The following is a 14,783-nucleotide window of genomic DNA, read 5'->3' on the forward strand; positions in this document are numbered from 1 at the left end:
GGGTCATGGCGGCATCTCCTCTTTGAAAAGCCCACTTGGGCCATTCAAAAGTATCCTCCAATCACCTCCATTCCGGGGAGATTCTCAGTATCACCGCTACCGCGGAGCGGTTTAGTTCAACAGCTAATTATACGAACGCGTTCGTATAACACGCATTCGTATAACTCCAAAAAACGCGACTCTCAGAAACCCCAGCTTCACCAATAAAATCAGAAAATTACCTGAATCCACCACGGCTACCGCCGGAGTTATACGCCCGTGTTCGAGCCACCCCTGCTCCAGATTAGGGGCGTATAACTCCGCACGCCCCGATACTCCTTTTCAAACTTATCAGAAGGTTAGCAACATTTCGCCCTGGTTTCCCGGAGTTTTGCGAACGCGTTCGTATAACTCCGCTTCTGGATACTTGATTGACAATTCCGGAAAATTAAATACTGTATATTTATACATAATCATTAAGGAGCCAGGATATGGACATCCGCTGCCCGATTTCTCCGCAATCCACACGCTTTCTGGATCGGCTCAGAAATTTTATCCGACTTCGCGGTCTCGCTTACCAAACCGAGAAAACCTATGTGTTCTGGATCAAGTGCTTTGTCGGGAGTTTCGAGGCTTCCGGTTGTGTTCAGCCCGGACGAGGCCAGGCGGGTAATTGACAATCTGAAGGGCGAATTCAAACTGGTGGCCATGCTGATCTACGGTGCCGGCCTGAGGATTAACGAAGCTCTTCGATTACGTGTCAAAGACGTCGATTTCGGCATGCAGCAGTTGATCGTTCGCGAAGGGAAATTGACCAGGCCGTTTAGGATTCCCAGTTACTCTGTGGTATTCGGCGGATATGAATGTGGCTGATCAGGCGGATGGTGGGCCTTACCAGGAACTGGAAGCTGCCGATAATAAACAGCCAGATTGCGGCGGTCTCATGCTTCGGAAACAGGAAGAGTATGCTCCCCACCAGAAACCAGATGGCGATGAAGAAATCATTGATGATGCTGATCATCTCGTAGCGGCGCCGGATGATCAGCTCTTCGTGGCCAAGTTTCAGGGTAAGCGGGTTGTCCATTGATTGTTCGTCCATGGCACTTCCTGTTTCCGGTCTGTTTGAAGCGATTATGGGTAAAGTTCGTCGGTTCTGGCGGCCATGATGAAATCGTTTTTGTGCAGACCTCCGATTTTATGGGTCCACCAGCGTACGGTGGCTTTCCCCCATTCCAACAGTATCGCGGGGTGGTGGCCTTCTTCTTCCGCCAGGTCCGCCACTTTGTTGGTAAAGGCCTGGGCCTGGACAAAGTTTTTGAAGGTAAACACCCGCTGTAACTGCTCTTCCCCATCCTGAACGATCAACTGCCATTCAGGCACGTCTTTCAACAGGGTCTGCTTTTCAGCATCCGTGACCTGGGGTGCATCGGCACTGCAGGCGCTGCAGCTTTGCTGGCCAAGATTCGACATAGCGTCCTCCACTATATTTGTGGCTTCAATCACATCGTGGGTGCCCCCCCGTCGTTTATCAACCCGGCAGTTGAAATCGACCCTTTTTCCTAATACTGTATATATAAACAGTACTCGAGAAATAAGCATGAGCAAATCACTCAACCACCTGCTTCAGGACGCCCGTATCTGGCAGGGTCATAAGCCCCAGAAACACGCCTCTCCGGCGGAGCACACGGGGTATCAGGTTCTGGATAACCAACTTGGTGGGCTCGGCTGGCCCAAGGGTGCCTTGAGTGAATGCCTGCTGGACAGCTGTGGCATTGGCGAGCTGCACCTGGTACTTCCGCTTATGCAGAAGGTCGCCAGGCAGGGAAAGACCATTTTCTGGCTGAACCCGCCCCACACACCTTATGCCCCGGCGCTGGCCAGGGCTGGCGTAAATACCGATCAACTGGTGCTGGTTCAAACTCACGATTCCGCTGACTTTCTGTGGACACTGGAAAACTGCCTGCGCTCCCCTGTCACAGGCCTGGTGATGGCCTGGCCGGGGAAGTTGGCCACCCGGGATATCCGCCGGCTGCAACTGGCTTCCGAAGCGGGTAACAATGTCTGCATTCTGTTTCGGGAACGTCGGCAGGCAGAGCAGCATTCACCGGCCGCACTTCGGCTGGAGCTGATTCCCGGAGAACACCAGGATCTCAAGATCAACATTCTGAAACGCCGTGGTAGCTGGCCAGGACAGCGCTGCACTCTTGCCCTTGGGCATCGCGCGGGCATTCAGGCCAGCGACCCCACTGGTGTTATTCAGGGACCATGGTCACAGGATGGAGCCACCTGATTCATGTTGTGGCTGTATCTGCACTTCCCTCACCTGCTGCTGGATCATGTTCGCCGCAGCCAGCAAACTCAGGGCGCACTTGCGGTGGTCGATCTTGCCGGGCAGGCTATTCTGCAGGTTTGCCCAGAAGCCGATCACCTGGGTATTCGGCCGGGCATGCGCCTCAAGACCGCACTGGGCCTGGCACCAGACCTGGTGATTCTGCATCTCGATTCTCAACAGGAAGCCAATCTGCTGGAAGAGCAGGCCCGCTGGCTATACCGTTACGCGGCCCACATTACCCTGTCGCCGCCGCACGGTCTGTGGGCTGAAGTCAGCAGCCTCCAGCGGCTATATGGCGGGCTTCCCGCCGTTTGGCAAACGGTCGAGCAGGCTCTGGCAGAGCGGCAACTCACTGCCTGGCTGGCTCTTGGGCATACGCCACTGGCGGCTCAGCTCCTTGCGCAAGCAGGCAAAGGCGAGTGCACCGCAGACAAAGGCCACATTCTGACGGCCCTGGGCAAACTGCCTCTGGTGGCTGCGGGTTTTGATGAAAAATCCTGTACCCGCCTGCATCGCCTGGGACTGAATACGCTGGCTGAAGTCTTCAATCTGCCAGCCCGGGAACTGGCACGGAGGCTATCCCCGGAGCTGCTGGCACGTATACAAAAAGCCCAGGGCACCAGGCCAGACCCCAAATCGCCCTGGCACCCCCCGCACCGATTCCGCCAGCGGGCCGATTTTATTCAGGAAGTGGAGCATGCCCAGGGGCTTTTGTTCGCGCTGCAGCGGATTCTGACCGAGCTGGAAGAAGACCTGTGCTGGCGCCAACAGGACACCGACACCCTGCATCTTTTACTCCAACACCGGCACGAAGAAGCCACCCGGTTAACGTTGCGAACGACTGGCCCGGAGCATCGGGCAGAGAGCTTTCTGAAACTGCTGCGCCTGAAACTGGATCAGCACCCGCTGCGGGCACCGGTGATCAGTCTGTCCCTGTCGGTAAAGCGGTTTCTGGGCCGGGAAGCCCCGGTTGGCCAGGACCTCCTGGGCGATGGTCAGGACCTGAATGAAGCCTGGCATACGCTGGCCAGTCGTTTACAGGCCCGCCTTGGTACTGAGGCATTGCAACAGCTTGCACCGCGGGCAGACCACCGCCCGGAGTTTGCCTGGACAGCCTCCGCCATAAAACCGGCCAGCAGGCACAGCGAAACACCAGAGGTCTCTGGCCTGCCTGCGCGCCCTTTATGGCTGTTATCCACGCCGCACCCACTGGCAGAACCTCCGGCCAGATGGTTCTCGGGGCCGGAACGCATCAGTGCTGGCTGGTGGGACGGCCAGCGGGTGCACCGTGACTACTATATTGCCCAGTTGTCCAGCGGTCAGTTGGCGTGGGTGTTCCGGGATATTCGCGATGGCTGGTACATACACGGGTGGTTTGGCTGATGGATTCTGATTACGCCGAGCTGTTCTGCTTCAGCAACTTCACCTTCCTGACCGGCGCCTCCCATCCCCATGAACTGGCTGAGCAAGCCGCGGAGCTTGGCTATCGGGCAATTGCCATCACCGATGCCTGTTCGGTGGCAGGCATCCCCAGAGCCTGGGCAGCCCTTAAAGACAGCCCGGTAAAGCTGATTACCGGGAGCTGGTTCGAACTGAGCGATACTCCCGAGGGCGCCACTGCCCCACCCCGGTTCATACTGCTGGCTCGAACCCGCGAGGGCTACGGTCAGCTTTGCCAATTGATCACCACCGGGCGGCGACGCGCTGAGAAAGGGCAATACCGGTTATTTACCCGGGACATCGAAACCCATTCGCTGGACCACTGCCTCTGCCTGTGGCTGCCACCGCTGGTATCACAAACCAACGCGCACCAGGCATTGATCACCGGCGAATGGCTGCAACGGATTTTCGAGCACAGGCTACGCCTTGCAGCGACCCGTACACTGGAAGCCGGCGAGGAACAGCAACTGGTCCGCGTACGGTGGTTAGCTGAGCAAATGCGCTGCGCAGTGGTGGCAACCGGCCAGGTGCATATGCATCGCCGCGAACGCCAGCCATTACAGGACGTGCTGACAGCTCTGCGCCACCACACCACGCTGGAACAGGCCGGACACTGCCTGTTTCAGAATGCCGAGCGTTATTTGCGCCCGATACCGGTTATCCGGCGACTATTCCCCGAGCCCTGGGTTCGGGAGACCGTGGCAATCGCCGAAGCCTGCAGCTTTGAGCCTGGCAGCCTGCGTTATGAATACCCTCCCGATTTAGTGCCGGAACACGAAACACCCACATCGTTTCTGGCGCGACTCACCCGGGAGGGTGAACGGCGGCGTTACCCATCGGGCACACCCATGAAGGTGCAGGCACTGATTCGCAAAGAGCTGGAGCTGATTGCCGAACTGCGCTACGAACACTATTTTCTCACCATCCACGACATCGTCGACTTTGCCCGGCGTCAGGGCATTCTTTGCCAGGGCCGGGGATCCGCAGCCAATTCCGCAGTCTGTTACTGCCTGGGCATCACCGAGGTGAACCCGGCCAATGTGGAACTGCTGTTTGAACGGTTCATCTCCAAAGACCGGGATGAGCCCCCCGACATCGATGTGGATTTCGAGCACGAACGGCGTGAAGAGGTTATTCAGTACATTTACCAGCGCTACGGCCGTGAGCGGGCCGCCCTGGCCGCCACCGTGATTCGTTATCGCCCCCGCAGCGCCATCCGGGATGTGGGCAAGGCGCTGGGCTTTGATGCCACACTGGTGGAGAAGCTGCTGGATGGCATCGACTGGCGTGACAAGACCACCGGCTGGCGCCAGCAGATTCTGGACAAGGGCCTGACCCGCAGCCCCAAAGTCGCGGATCAGTTCTTCACGCTGGTGAACACCTTGCTGGGCTTTCCACGCCACCTGTCCCAGCACGTGGGCGGTTTCGTGATCAGCGCCGGCCCGCTTTCAGAACTGGTGCCTGTCGAGAATGCCGCCATGGAAGGGCGCACGGTTATCCAGTGGGACAAAGACGACCTGGAAAGTCTGGGGCTGATGAAGGTGGATGTCCTGGCCCTGGGCATGCTCACCGCCATTCGCAAAGCACTGGCGCTGATCAGTGAAGAGAAAGACACGCCGTTTACCATTCAGGATGTCCCTCAGGAAGACCCTGACACCTACGCCATGCTGCAAAAAGGCGACAGTATCGGTGTCTTTCAGGTGGAGTCCCGCGCCCAGATCAACATGCTCCCGCGGCTGAAACCGGAAACCTGGTACGACCTTGTGATCGAAGTCGCCATCGTTCGCCCGGGCCCCATACAAGGCGACATGGTGCACCCCTACCTGCGCCGAAAACACGGCATGGAAGCGGTGGAATACCCCAACGATGCCGTACGCCAGGTGCTGGAGCGCACCCTCGGGGTGCCGATCTTCCAGGAACAGGTCATCAAACTGGCCATGGTTGCCGCCGGTTTCAGTGCGGGCGAGGCCGATAAACTTCGCCGCGCCATGGCGGCCTGGAAATCCCATGGCGATCTGACACCTTTCCGCGACAAACTGATTCAGGGCATGCTGGAGCGGGGCCACGATGCCGACTTCGCCGAGCGCCTGTACAAACAGATCTGCGGCTTTGGTGGCTATGGATTTCCGGAATCCCATGCCGCCAGCTTTGCCTTGCTGGTGTACGTCTCCGCCTGGATCAAACGCCACCACCCGGCAGCGTTCTATTGCGCTCTGCTCAACAGCCAGCCAATGGGCTTTTACTCGCCCAGCCAACTGGTTCAGGATGCCCGGCGCCACAACGTTTCCGTGCTGCCACCAGACGTCAACCACAGCCAGTGGCAGCACACCCTGCAAGGTCAGGAGCAGCACCTGCGCCTTGGCCTTAGAATCATTCAAGGCCTGTCTCGCAGTGGCGCCGAGCGCGTCCACCAGAACCGCCCGGCAAACGGTTACCAAAGCGCCGCCGAACTGCGCACCCGAGCTGGCCTCAACCAGAGCGACATGGAACTTCTCGCCGGCGCCAACGCCATGCCCGGCTTCACCCGCAACCGCCACCAGGCTTACTGGCAACTGCTCGAACACGAAGAGCCCGCCGAACTCTTCGCTAACGAAGCCATGACCAAATACACACCGGAACCCTGCCACCTGCTCCCGGAGCCCACCGAAGGGCAAAACGTACTGGCCGACTACAGCAGCCAGGGTTTAACACTACAAAGGCATCCCCTTGCCCTGCTCCGCGAACAAGGCCACCTGCGCCATTGCCTCACCGCCGACCAACTCAAAGCCACCCGTCCCGGCATCCCCGTACAAGTAGCCGGCCTGGTCACCGGTCGCCAACGGCCCGGCACCGCTTCCGGCGTCACCTTCGTCACCCTTGAAGACGAAACCGGCAACGTCAACGTCGTCGTCTGGCTAGACACCGCCCGCCGCCAGCGCAAACCGTTGCTCACCGCCCGGTTGTTACACGTCAAAGGAGTCATCGAGAAAGAGGGGGATATCGTTCATGTCATGGCCGGCAAGCTGTCTGACTTGAGCCATCTGATCAACTCGCTACCGGTCAGCTCCCGGGATTTCCACTGACCACAAACGCAAAAACCCCGCCAAAGGCGGGGTTTTCAGGGCAGTGTCGGTAAGGATCAGCCGAGCAGCTTGATCATTACCCCCGCTGCAACCGCAGAGCCAATAACACCGGCCACGTTCGGACCCATTGCGTGCATCAGCAGGAAGTTCTGCGGGTTGGCTTCCAGGCCCACCTTGTTGGAGACCCGCGCCGCCATCGGCACCGCGGATACACCTGCGGAGCCAATCAACGGGTTGATCGCTTCCTTGGTGAACTTGTTCATCAGTTTCGCCATCAGTACACCGGAAGCCGTGCCTACACCGAAAGCCACAATACCCAGGCCCAGGATACCCAGCGTCTGGCCATCCAGGAACTTGTCGGCCATCAGCTTGGAGCCAACAGACAGACCCAGGAAGATGGTTACGATGTTGATCAGCGCGTTCTGTGCGGTATCGCTCAGACGCTCTACCACGCCACACTCACGCATCAGGTTACCGAAGCAGAACATACCCAGCAGCGGAGCCGCATCGGGCAGGAACAGAACCACGGCAATCAGAACAACCAGAGGGAAGACAATCTTCTCTTTCTTGCTCACCGGGCGCAGCTGCGACATCTTGATGGCACGCTCTTTCTCGCTGGTCAGCGCCTTCATGATCGGCGGCTGGATCATCGGCACCAGCGCCATGTACGCATAAGCAGAGACGGCAATCGCACCCAGAAGATGCGGGGCCAGTACGCTGGATACGTAGATGGAGGTGGGGCCGTCGGCGCCACCAATGATGCCGATTGCAGCGGCCTCGAGGATATTGAACTCCAGTATTCCCGTCCAGTCCAGCAACGCCGCGCCAATAACGGTACCGAAAATACCGAACTGCGCAGCCGCACCCAGAAGCAGGGTTTTGGGGTTAGCAAGCAAAGGGCCGAAATCGGTCATCGCCCCTACACCCATGAAAATCAGCAGAGGACCAACGGTACTGCCGATAATCACAGAGTAGAAGTTATACAGCATGCCATTGCCGTAGCCGTAATCCTGCGCAATGGAGTTGGCCATCGCCATTTCGGAATAACTGGCTTCTTTCACCGCTACTTTGAAGGCTTCTTTCAGCTCAGGCGTAATCGCCTGTCCGACCTGATAGGCCACATCCAGCGGCGCCGCCAGTGCAGCCAGAACCTTGGAGTTGCCACCCTGCAAAGCAAAGTGAATAGCGTTTTCAGCCGCAGTCAGGGCAAGCCCTGCCTCCGGAATATTCGCCAGAATGCCACCAAACCCGATGGGCACCAGCAGCAACGGCTCAAACTTCTTGTTGATCGCAAGATAGAGAAGCAACAGGCCAATAGCGATCATGATCACCTGGCCCAGCTCGATGTTGAACAGGCCACTGCCTGTCCACAGTGTCATTAATTTATCCATGGAATGCTGGCCCTTATGCGATTGTCAGCATTTCATCATCAGGGGAGACGGCATCACCGACCTTGATGAAGACTTCGCCGATAGTACCGGCTTTCGGTGCGCGAACCTCGGTTTCCATCTTCATGGCTTCGAGGATAATCAGCACGTCACCTTCCTCAACGGTGTCACCCGGAGAAACCAGAACCTTGAAGATGTTACCACCCAGCGGTGCCACCAGAGGCTCGCCTTCGCCTGCCGCCGGAGCGGGTGCGGAGGAAGCGGCCGGAGCAGACGCGGCGCCACCGTCACCCTGGATCTGGGTAATCTCGCCACCTTCGGAAACCGCCACCACAAACTTCTTGCCGTTAACTTCAACGGTGTAAGTCTCCGGGCCTGCGGCTTTCTTGGCCGGTGCGGCGTCTTCTGCGGTCGGTACCGGCTCGAACGCATCCGGGTTGTTGCGGTTCTCCAGGAACTTCAGGCCGATCTGTGGGAACAGCGCGTAGGTCAGCACGTCGTCTTCAAGATTGTCGGCCAGCTTGATGCCCTTCTCGTCCGCCAGCTTCTTCAGTTCGTCGGTCAGCTTGTCCATTTCTGGCTCAAGCACATCTGCAGGACGACAGGTCATGACTTCCTTGCCATCCAGCACACGCTCCTGAAGCTCTTTATTCATAGGGGCTGGCGCTGCGCCGTACTCACCCTTCAGAATGGCGGAGGTTTCCTTGGAGATGGACTTGTAACGCTCGCCGGTCAGAACATTCAGTACCGCCTGGGTGCCGACAATCTGCGAGGTCGGGGTCACCAGCGGAATGAAGCCCAGGTCTTCACGAACCTTGGGAATTTCTTCCAGCACCTGGTCAAACTTGTCGCTTGCGTTCTGCTCACGCAGCTGGTTTTCCATGTTAGTCAGCATGCCGCCCGGTACCTGAGCAATCAGGATGCGGGAATCAGTGCCGCGCAGGCTGCCCTCAAACTTCGCATACTTCTTGCGCACCTGGCGGAAATAGGCGGCAATTTCTTCCAGGAGGTTCAGATCAAGACCGGTGTCACGATCGGTACCTTCCAGGATGGCAACAACAGCCTCGGTGGGCGAGTGACCATAGGTCATGCTCATGGAGGAAATAGCAGTATCCACGTTATCGATACCGGCTTCCGCAGCCTTGATGGCGGTAGCGGTCGACATGCCGGTGGTGGCGTGGCACTGCATGTGGATAGGGATATCCAGCTCTTTCTTCAGGCGGCTGACCAGATCATAGGCCACATACGGCTTGAGAATACCGGCCATGTCCTTGATCGCGATGGAATCTGCGCCCATGTCGGCGACTTCTTTCGCCAGATCTACCCACATATCGATGGTGTGCACAGGGCTGGTGGTGTAAGCAATCGTACCCTGGGCATGCTTGCCGGTCTTGCGAACGGCCTTGATCGCGCGATCCATGTTGCGGGGATCGTTCATGGCATCAAAAATACGGAACACGTCTACGCCGTTCTCGGCGGCACGCTCACAGAAACGGTCAACCACATCATCCGCATAGTGACGATAGCCCAACAGGTTCTGGCCGCGCAGAAGCATCTGCTGGCGAGTATTGGGCATGGCTTTTTTAAGTTCGCGGATGCGCTCCCAGGGGTCTTCGCCCAGGTAACGGATACAGGCATCAAAGGTAGCCCCACCCCAGGATTCCAGCGACCAGAAACCCACTTTGTCGAGTTTCTCGGCGATTGGCAGCATGTCGTCCAGACGCATGCGGGTGGCGAGCAGGGATTGGTGGGCGTCACGCAGAATTACGTCCGTAATCCCCAGCGGTTTTTTCGTGTCAGTCATCGTGTCAGCCTTCTGTTAAAAGGTTCTAATCGTGTACCGGGGTCACTTCTTGTGGCGTGACCGGTATTGTGCAATCGCCTTCTTGATGGCCTCGGCGGTGTCAGGGTCAACCGACGTGGGCGCCTTCGGCTTGGCACGTGGCGTTCTGGCCGGGGTTGCCGGCTCTGGCGGCGCAAACCGCAGGATGATTTTGGACATCAGGCCGGTCGCGAATACCAGAATAATCAGGAACACGAACACGAAGCCCATGCCGGCAATCATCAAGTCTACGGCTTGTGACATCAGCTCATTCATATCGAACAGCTACCTGTATTGGTTTGTTGATTTCCCCGTACCGCCCGACAAGCCACCACTAAAACTAAAGTCTAATGGCCCGGCGGAACAATTCGGGAGGCAAAATCCTGCGTAATTTACCGTTTTCAATGACCAGGAGCAACCTGAAGCACGCATTTCTATAGGGACTTTCCGAGCGTCCCGGCCTGAAATGACAGCTGCTGAGACAATCTCACCCAGCTCTAATCATGCATATCTAACCCGGAATTTCCGGCCTTTCACCTTACCTTTCTCCAGCCGCGCCAGCGCCTGGGACGCCCACCGGGACTCAACCGCCACGAAGCACTGAAAATCGAACAGGTCGATTTTGCCAACGGCAGCGCCGGGAATACCAGCCTCGCCGGTAAGAGCTCCCATCACGTCGCCAGGGCGCACCTTGTCTTTGCGACCGCCAGCCAGGCACAGCGTTTTCATGGCCGGCGTAACCGGGCGCAACGCCTCCGCCAGCAACGCCTCCGTATCGCCCCACAACACCGGCTCGCCCCGCTCCGCTTCCAGGCGCGTAATCTTGTGGCCCTGGCGCGGAGTGCAAAGAGTAACCGCATGCCCCTGCTCGCCTGCCCGGCCGGTACGGCCCACCCGATGGGTGTGCACCTCGGGATCCCGCGCAGGCTCGGCATTGATGACCAGTGGTAGCCCTTTGATATCGAGCCCCCTTGCCGCCACATCGGTAGCCACCAGAACCGTACAACTCTGGTTGGCAAATCGAACCAGAGCGCTGTCCCGTTCGCGCTGGTCCAGATCGCCGTGTAGCGACAACGCCGAAAAGCCGAGACGACCCAGTTCATCCGACAGCTCATCACAGTCCCGTTTGGTGGTACAGAACACCAGAGACGACACCGGCTGAAAACGGGAAAGCAGTGCTGCCACGGCCGCCGCCCGCTGGTCCGGCTGGATTTCGTAAAAGGATTCTTCAATGGTGATGGCGGCCGCTTTTGATTCCACCCGCACGTCTTCCGGCTTGCTCTGGAATTGCTCGCTCAGCTTTCTGATGGCCGGCGGCCAGGTGGCGGAGAACAGCAGCGTCTGCCTGCCACCGGGAGATTGGGAGACGATACTGGTGACCACCTCCTCGAACCCCATATCCAGCATGCGGTCCGCCTCGTCCAGCACCAGCACTTTCAAGCCATCCAGCGAAAGCGTACCTTTGCGCAGGTGGTCATCTACCCGGCCAGGGGTACCCACGACGATATGAGCGCCATGGCTGAGCGACCCGATCTGGGGGCCGATAGGCACACCACCACACAACGTCAGCACCTTCACGTTATCTTTGGCCCGTGCCAACTCTCGCAACGCTTTGGCCACTTGATCCGCCAGTTCCCGGGTGGGACAAAGAACAAGACTCTGAACCTGGAAGCGTCGCGGATCGATGGCCTCGATAATCGGTATCCCGAACGCCGCTGTCTTGCCGCTGCCGGTTTGCGCCATGGCAATCACGTCCTTGCCCGCCAACGCAAGCGGAACCGCCTCTGCCTGAACCGGCGTAGGTTGCTGGTAACCCAATTGATCAAGATTGGCCTGCATGGCCGCGGAAAGACCAAGCGCTTTAAAAGATGACATAGAAAAATCCGTGGGGTGGGTTGTGATGGGTTATTGAGAGAATGCTGACGGCGTATACTTAACGTTTGATTGCACCAGTTTATCATGAATTCACGGAGTCGCTGATGGCCTCACTGCAGGAACAGTTATTAAAGGCCGGGCTGGCCGACGAAAAAAAAGCCCGGGAAGTACGAAATGAAAAACGAAAACAGAGAAAGCAACAGCCCAAAGGCGCCACGACTGTAAACGAAGCCGGAGAGCGCGCCCGCAAGGCTCGCCAGGAAAAGGCCGAGCGGGATCGGCAGCTCAACCTTGAGCGCAAGAAAGAGGCTGAGAAAAAGGCGATTCAGGCACAGATTCGGCAGCTGATCGAAACCAATCGCCTGGACCGGAGCCGCGGCGAAACCTCCTACCAGTTTGTCGACGGCAAGAAGATCAAGAAGATTCTAGTGAACGAACAGATGGTGGACCAACTCTCTCGAGGCCGTCTGGCCATTGTGGCGCTGGGTGACCACTATGAGATCGTCCCGGACAGGGTGGCCCGCAAGATTATGGAGCGCGATGAGAGCGCCATCATCTCAATGCATGATCGTAAACAGGATGACGCAGGCGAAGACGACCCGTATGCAGGGTATGAAATCCCCGACGATTTGATGTGGTAAAGACAATAAAAAACCCCGCACAAGGCGGGGTTTTTTATTTTGTATAGCAAAACGCCTCAGCCTGTGGGGTACACAAACTGAGGCGCTTTGACTTTAATATGGCGCGGCTGGGAGGATTCGAACCTCCGACCGCCTGGTTCGTAGCCAGGTACTCTATCCAGCTGAGCTACAGCCGCTTGAAACTGATTTGCGATGTTGGCGCGGCTGGGAGGATTCGAACCTCCGACCGCCTGGTTCGTAGCCAGGTACTCTATCCAGCTGAGCTACAGCCGCGCATCGCAACGTTGAGTGCTACCTCAACTGTTCTCACTTCTCTCCGGGGAGAAAATGGCGGAGAGGGAGGGATTCGAACCCTCGGTACGATTGCTCGTACGGTTCCTTAGCAGGGAACTGGTTTCAGCCACTCACCCACCTCTCCTTGAGAACGGGGCGTATACTACCATAATTTTTCTGTTTTCATAGGGTTGACACGACTTTTTTCTGGCCGATTTTCCCCACAATCAAAAAAGCCGTCCGGGTTACCCTCGAACGGCTTTTTAACTGATCAACGATTGCCCGATTCCGGCTCTTCGGAGCCTTTTTCAGATTGAATTCGCTGATAGATTTCTTCGCGGTGAACCGCCACATCTTTTGGCGCGTTCACACCGATGCGTACCTGATTCCCCTTTACACCCAGAACGGTGACGGTAATTTCGTCGCCGATCATGAGGGTTTCGCCAACACGGCGAGTCAAAATCAACATATCCCTTACTCCCTATTCCAGAGCTACCTGTTCCGACAAACACTACTGTTTACTTATTGCTTTTATAATGAGATCACTTCAGACACTAAAGACGCAGAAATACTTATACTTACCTGAACCCTGATAGCTATCTTCAATGACCTTGATCAGAGAGCATTTGAGACCTCCTGCCTCAGGCACTCTCCTCCACCCCGGCTTTATCCAGCTCGAACGCACTGTGCAGTGCGCGAACGGCAAGCTCGAGATACTTCTCATCAATCACCACCGAAATCTTGATTTCTGACGTGGAGATCATCTGAATATTGATGCCCTCATTGGACAGCGCTTCAAACATCTTGGTTGCAACGCCCGCATGGGAGCGCATACCCACGCCTACGATGCTGACCTTCGCGATCTTGGTATCTCCACCCACTTCACCGGCACCCAGCTCAGCGGTAACACCGCGCAACACTTCCTGGGCCCGTTTGAAATCGTTGCGATGCACCGTAAACGTAAAGGCAGTCTTGTTATCCTCGCCCACGTTCTGAACAATCATATCTACTTCGATATTAGCATCACTGACGGGCTTGAGAATCCGCAGTGCGCTGCCCGGTGTATCGGGCACACCAGAGATCGTCAGCTTGGCTTCGTCACGATTGAAAGCAATGCCGGAAACAACCGGTTGTTCCATGGCGTTCTCATCCTCAAAAGTAATCAGGGTGCCCTCGCCTTCCTGAAAGCTGGACAACACCCTTAATGGAACGTTGTATTTACCTGCAAACTCAACTGAGCGAATCTGGAGTACCTTAGAACCCAGACTAGCCATCTCGAGCATTTCTTCAAATGTAATGCGCTCCAACCGGCGGGCACTGTCCACTACCCTTGGGTCAGTTGTGTAAACACCATCTACATCAGTATAGATCTGGCATTCATCGGCTTTCAGTGCCGCCGCCAGGGCAACCGCCGTGGTGTCAGAACCGCCACGGCCGAGCGTGGTGATATTGCCGTTGTCATCAATGCCCTGGAAGCCGGCTACCACGACCACCCGACCGGCATCCAGATCTTCCCGCATGCGCTGCTCATCAATCTGCTTGATACGCGCCTTGGTATGGCTGCTGTCCGTGAGAATCCTGACCTGGGAACCGGTGTAGGACCGGGCATCGCAGCCCCGCTTCTGGAGTGCCATGGACAACAGGGCAATGGTCACCTGCTCGCCGGTGGAAACCAGAACGTCCATCTCACGGGGGGTAGGCTCATCCATAATATCGTTGGCGAGTGCAATCAAACGGTTGGTTTCACCGCTCATGGCCGAAACCACAACCACGACATCGTGCCCTTCTTTGCGGAACCGACAGACCTTGTCAGCTACCGCTTCAATCCGCTCGGTTGTCCCGACGGACGTACCACCAAATTTCTGAACCAGCAGAGCCATGTTTCCCAAACTCCGAAACGGGGTGTCACAACGGGGCTGGGCGCCCCGCCATTAAAAACAAACGGGCGGGATTATAAACCTCCGCCCGTAT

General features: G+C 57.2%; 14 protein-coding genes and 3 tRNA genes. 6 read left to right on the forward strand and 11 right to left on the reverse strand.

Annotated elements, in window-relative coordinates; translation table 11 throughout:
- Positions 1-470: 470 nt before the first annotated feature.
- Both QPL98_RS14755 and QPL98_RS19485 read left to right on the forward strand, forming a co-directional pair.
- Positions 471-656, forward strand: a complete 186-nt coding sequence (locus tag QPL98_RS14755; protein WP_228285454.1) for a hypothetical protein — start codon at positions 471-473, stop codon at positions 654-656.
- 31 nt (positions 657-687) lie between these two features.
- Positions 688-852, forward strand: a complete 165-nt coding sequence (locus tag QPL98_RS19485) for a tyrosine-type recombinase/integrase (RefSeq protein ID WP_341456418.1) — start codon at positions 688-690, stop codon at positions 850-852.
- Here the strand turns inward: QPL98_RS19485 and QPL98_RS14765 are convergent.
- A complete protein-coding gene (locus tag QPL98_RS14765; protein ID WP_022991732.1) occupies positions 803-1,078 on the reverse strand; it encodes a YrhK family protein in 276 nt (91 codons plus the stop codon). The two genes, QPL98_RS19485 and QPL98_RS14765, sit on opposite strands and share 50 nt — an antisense overlap.
- Before the next feature lie 32 nt (positions 1,079-1,110).
- Entirely contained in the window at positions 1,111-1,449 is a 339-nt protein-coding gene (locus QPL98_RS14770) for a 4a-hydroxytetrahydrobiopterin dehydratase (RefSeq protein WP_014421872.1), read from the reverse strand.
- Between the two features lie 127 nt (positions 1,450-1,576).
- Here QPL98_RS14770 and imuA point away from each other — a divergent pair, with 127 nt between their 5' ends.
- From imuA to QPL98_RS14785, 3 genes are read left to right on the forward strand one after another with little or no spacing between them, the layout of a single operon-like run.
- Positions 1,577-2,269 carry a translesion DNA synthesis-associated protein ImuA gene (gene imuA / locus QPL98_RS14775; RefSeq protein ID WP_011784491.1) on the forward strand — a complete coding sequence of 231 codons (693 nt, stop codon included), beginning with the start codon at positions 1,577-1,579 and terminating at the stop codon, positions 2,267-2,269.
- Between the two features lie 3 nt (positions 2,270-2,272).
- The gene (locus QPL98_RS14780; protein ID WP_023007869.1) at positions 2,273-3,694 is read left to right on the forward strand and encodes a DNA polymerase Y family protein; all 1,422 of its coding nucleotides are present in this window, start codon (positions 2,273-2,275) and stop codon (positions 3,692-3,694) included.
- The gene (locus tag QPL98_RS14785; protein ID WP_286893104.1) at positions 3,694-6,813 is read left to right on the forward strand and encodes an error-prone DNA polymerase; all 3,120 of its coding nucleotides are present in this window, start codon (positions 3,694-3,696) and stop codon (positions 6,811-6,813) included. Before QPL98_RS14780 ends, QPL98_RS14785 begins: the two co-directional genes overlap by 1 nt.
- Before the next feature lie 56 nt (positions 6,814-6,869).
- Here QPL98_RS14785 and QPL98_RS14790 read toward each other — a convergent pair whose 3' ends face one another.
- From QPL98_RS14790 to dbpA, 4 genes are all read right to left on the reverse strand, one after another.
- Positions 6,870-8,192, reverse strand: coding sequence for a sodium ion-translocating decarboxylase subunit beta (locus QPL98_RS14790; RefSeq protein ID WP_022991729.1), 1,323 nt, complete (start codon positions 8,190-8,192; stop codon positions 6,870-6,872).
- Between the two features lie 25 nt (positions 8,193-8,217).
- Positions 8,218-10,005: a sodium-extruding oxaloacetate decarboxylase subunit alpha gene (gene oadA, locus QPL98_RS14795; RefSeq protein WP_183581307.1), complete on the reverse strand. Its 1,788-nt coding sequence runs from the start codon at positions 10,003-10,005 to the stop codon at positions 8,218-8,220.
- Between the two features lie 42 nt (positions 10,006-10,047).
- Positions 10,048-10,299, reverse strand: coding sequence for an OadG family protein (locus QPL98_RS14800; RefSeq protein ID WP_011784486.1), 252 nt, complete (start codon positions 10,297-10,299; stop codon positions 10,048-10,050).
- 225 nt (positions 10,300-10,524) lie between these two features.
- A complete protein-coding gene (gene dbpA, locus QPL98_RS14805) occupies positions 10,525-11,898 on the reverse strand; it encodes an ATP-dependent RNA helicase DbpA (RefSeq protein WP_303293520.1) in 1,374 nt (457 codons plus the stop codon).
- A gap of 104 nt (positions 11,899-12,002) precedes the next feature.
- Between dbpA and QPL98_RS14810 the strand changes: the two genes are divergently transcribed.
- Positions 12,003-12,539, forward strand: a complete 537-nt coding sequence (locus QPL98_RS14810; RefSeq protein ID WP_303293521.1) for a DUF2058 domain-containing protein — start codon at positions 12,003-12,005, stop codon at positions 12,537-12,539.
- 99 nt (positions 12,540-12,638) lie between these two features.
- Here QPL98_RS14810 and QPL98_RS14815 read toward each other — a convergent pair.
- The 5 genes from QPL98_RS14815 to QPL98_RS14835 form a co-directional block, all read right to left on the reverse strand.
- Positions 12,639-12,715: transfer RNA gene (locus tag QPL98_RS14815), tRNA-Arg, on the reverse strand.
- A gap of 20 nt (positions 12,716-12,735) precedes the next feature.
- Positions 12,736-12,812: transfer RNA gene (locus tag QPL98_RS14820), tRNA-Arg, on the reverse strand.
- A 55-nt stretch (positions 12,813-12,867) separates the two neighbouring features.
- Positions 12,868-12,957 (reverse strand) — tRNA-Ser (locus QPL98_RS14825).
- Positions 12,958-13,083: 126 nt separating this feature from the next.
- The gene (gene csrA, locus QPL98_RS14830; protein WP_011784483.1) at positions 13,084-13,281 is read right to left on the reverse strand and encodes a carbon storage regulator CsrA; all 198 of its coding nucleotides are present in this window, start codon (positions 13,279-13,281) and stop codon (positions 13,084-13,086) included.
- A 172-nt stretch (positions 13,282-13,453) separates the two neighbouring features.
- Entirely contained in the window at positions 13,454-14,692 is a 1,239-nt protein-coding gene (locus QPL98_RS14835; RefSeq protein WP_011784482.1) for an aspartate kinase, read from the reverse strand.
- Positions 14,693-14,783: the final 91 nt, after the last annotated feature.

It is taken from the genome of Marinobacter sp. ST-43 (genome assembly GCF_030541085.1).
In the GTDB taxonomy this organism is placed as follows: Bacteria; Pseudomonadota; Gammaproteobacteria; order Pseudomonadales; family Oleiphilaceae; genus Marinobacter; species Marinobacter nauticus.

Bases quoted from the DNA above. Each gene is read 5' to 3' on its own strand.
- QPL98_RS14780 (WP_023007869.1), top strand. From the start codon at position 2,273: ATGTTGTGGCTGTATCTGCACTTCCCTCACCTGCTGCTGGATCATGTT.
- QPL98_RS14810 (WP_303293521.1), top strand. From the start codon at position 12,003: ATGGCCTCACTGCAGGAACAGTTATTAAAGGCCGGGCTGGCCGACGAA.
- dbpA (WP_303293520.1), bottom strand. From the start codon at position 11,898: ATGTCATCTTTTAAAGCGCTTGGTCTTTCCGCGGCCATGCAGGCCAAT.
- QPL98_RS14765 (WP_022991732.1), bottom strand. From the start codon at position 1,078: ATGGACGAACAATCAATGGACAACCCGCTTACCCTGAAACTTGGCCAC.
- QPL98_RS14800 (WP_011784486.1), bottom strand. From the start codon at position 10,299: ATGAATGAGCTGATGTCACAAGCCGTAGACTTGATGATTGCCGGCATG.
- QPL98_RS14785 (WP_286893104.1), top strand. From the start codon at position 3,694: ATGGATTCTGATTACGCCGAGCTGTTCTGCTTCAGCAACTTCACCTTC.
- imuA (WP_011784491.1), top strand. From the start codon at position 1,577: ATGAGCAAATCACTCAACCACCTGCTTCAGGACGCCCGTATCTGGCAG.
- QPL98_RS14790 (WP_022991729.1), bottom strand. From the start codon at position 8,192: ATGACACTGTGGACAGGCAGTGGCCTGTTCAACATCGAGCTGGGCCAG.
- oadA (WP_183581307.1), bottom strand. From the start codon at position 10,005: ATGACTGACACGAAAAAACCGCTGGGGATTACGGACGTAATTCTGCGT.
- csrA (WP_011784483.1), bottom strand. From the start codon at position 13,281: ATGTTGATTTTGACTCGCCGTGTTGGCGAAACCCTCATGATCGGCGAC.
- QPL98_RS14770 (WP_014421872.1), bottom strand. From the start codon at position 1,449: ATGTCGAATCTTGGCCAGCAAAGCTGCAGCGCCTGCAGTGCCGATGCA.
- QPL98_RS14755 (WP_228285454.1), top strand. From the start codon at position 471: ATGGACATCCGCTGCCCGATTTCTCCGCAATCCACACGCTTTCTGGAT.
- QPL98_RS19485 (WP_341456418.1), top strand. From the start codon at position 688: ATGCTGATCTACGGTGCCGGCCTGAGGATTAACGAAGCTCTTCGATTA.
- QPL98_RS14835 (WP_011784482.1), bottom strand. From the start codon at position 14,692: ATGGCTCTGCTGGTTCAGAAATTTGGTGGTACGTCCGTCGGGACAACC.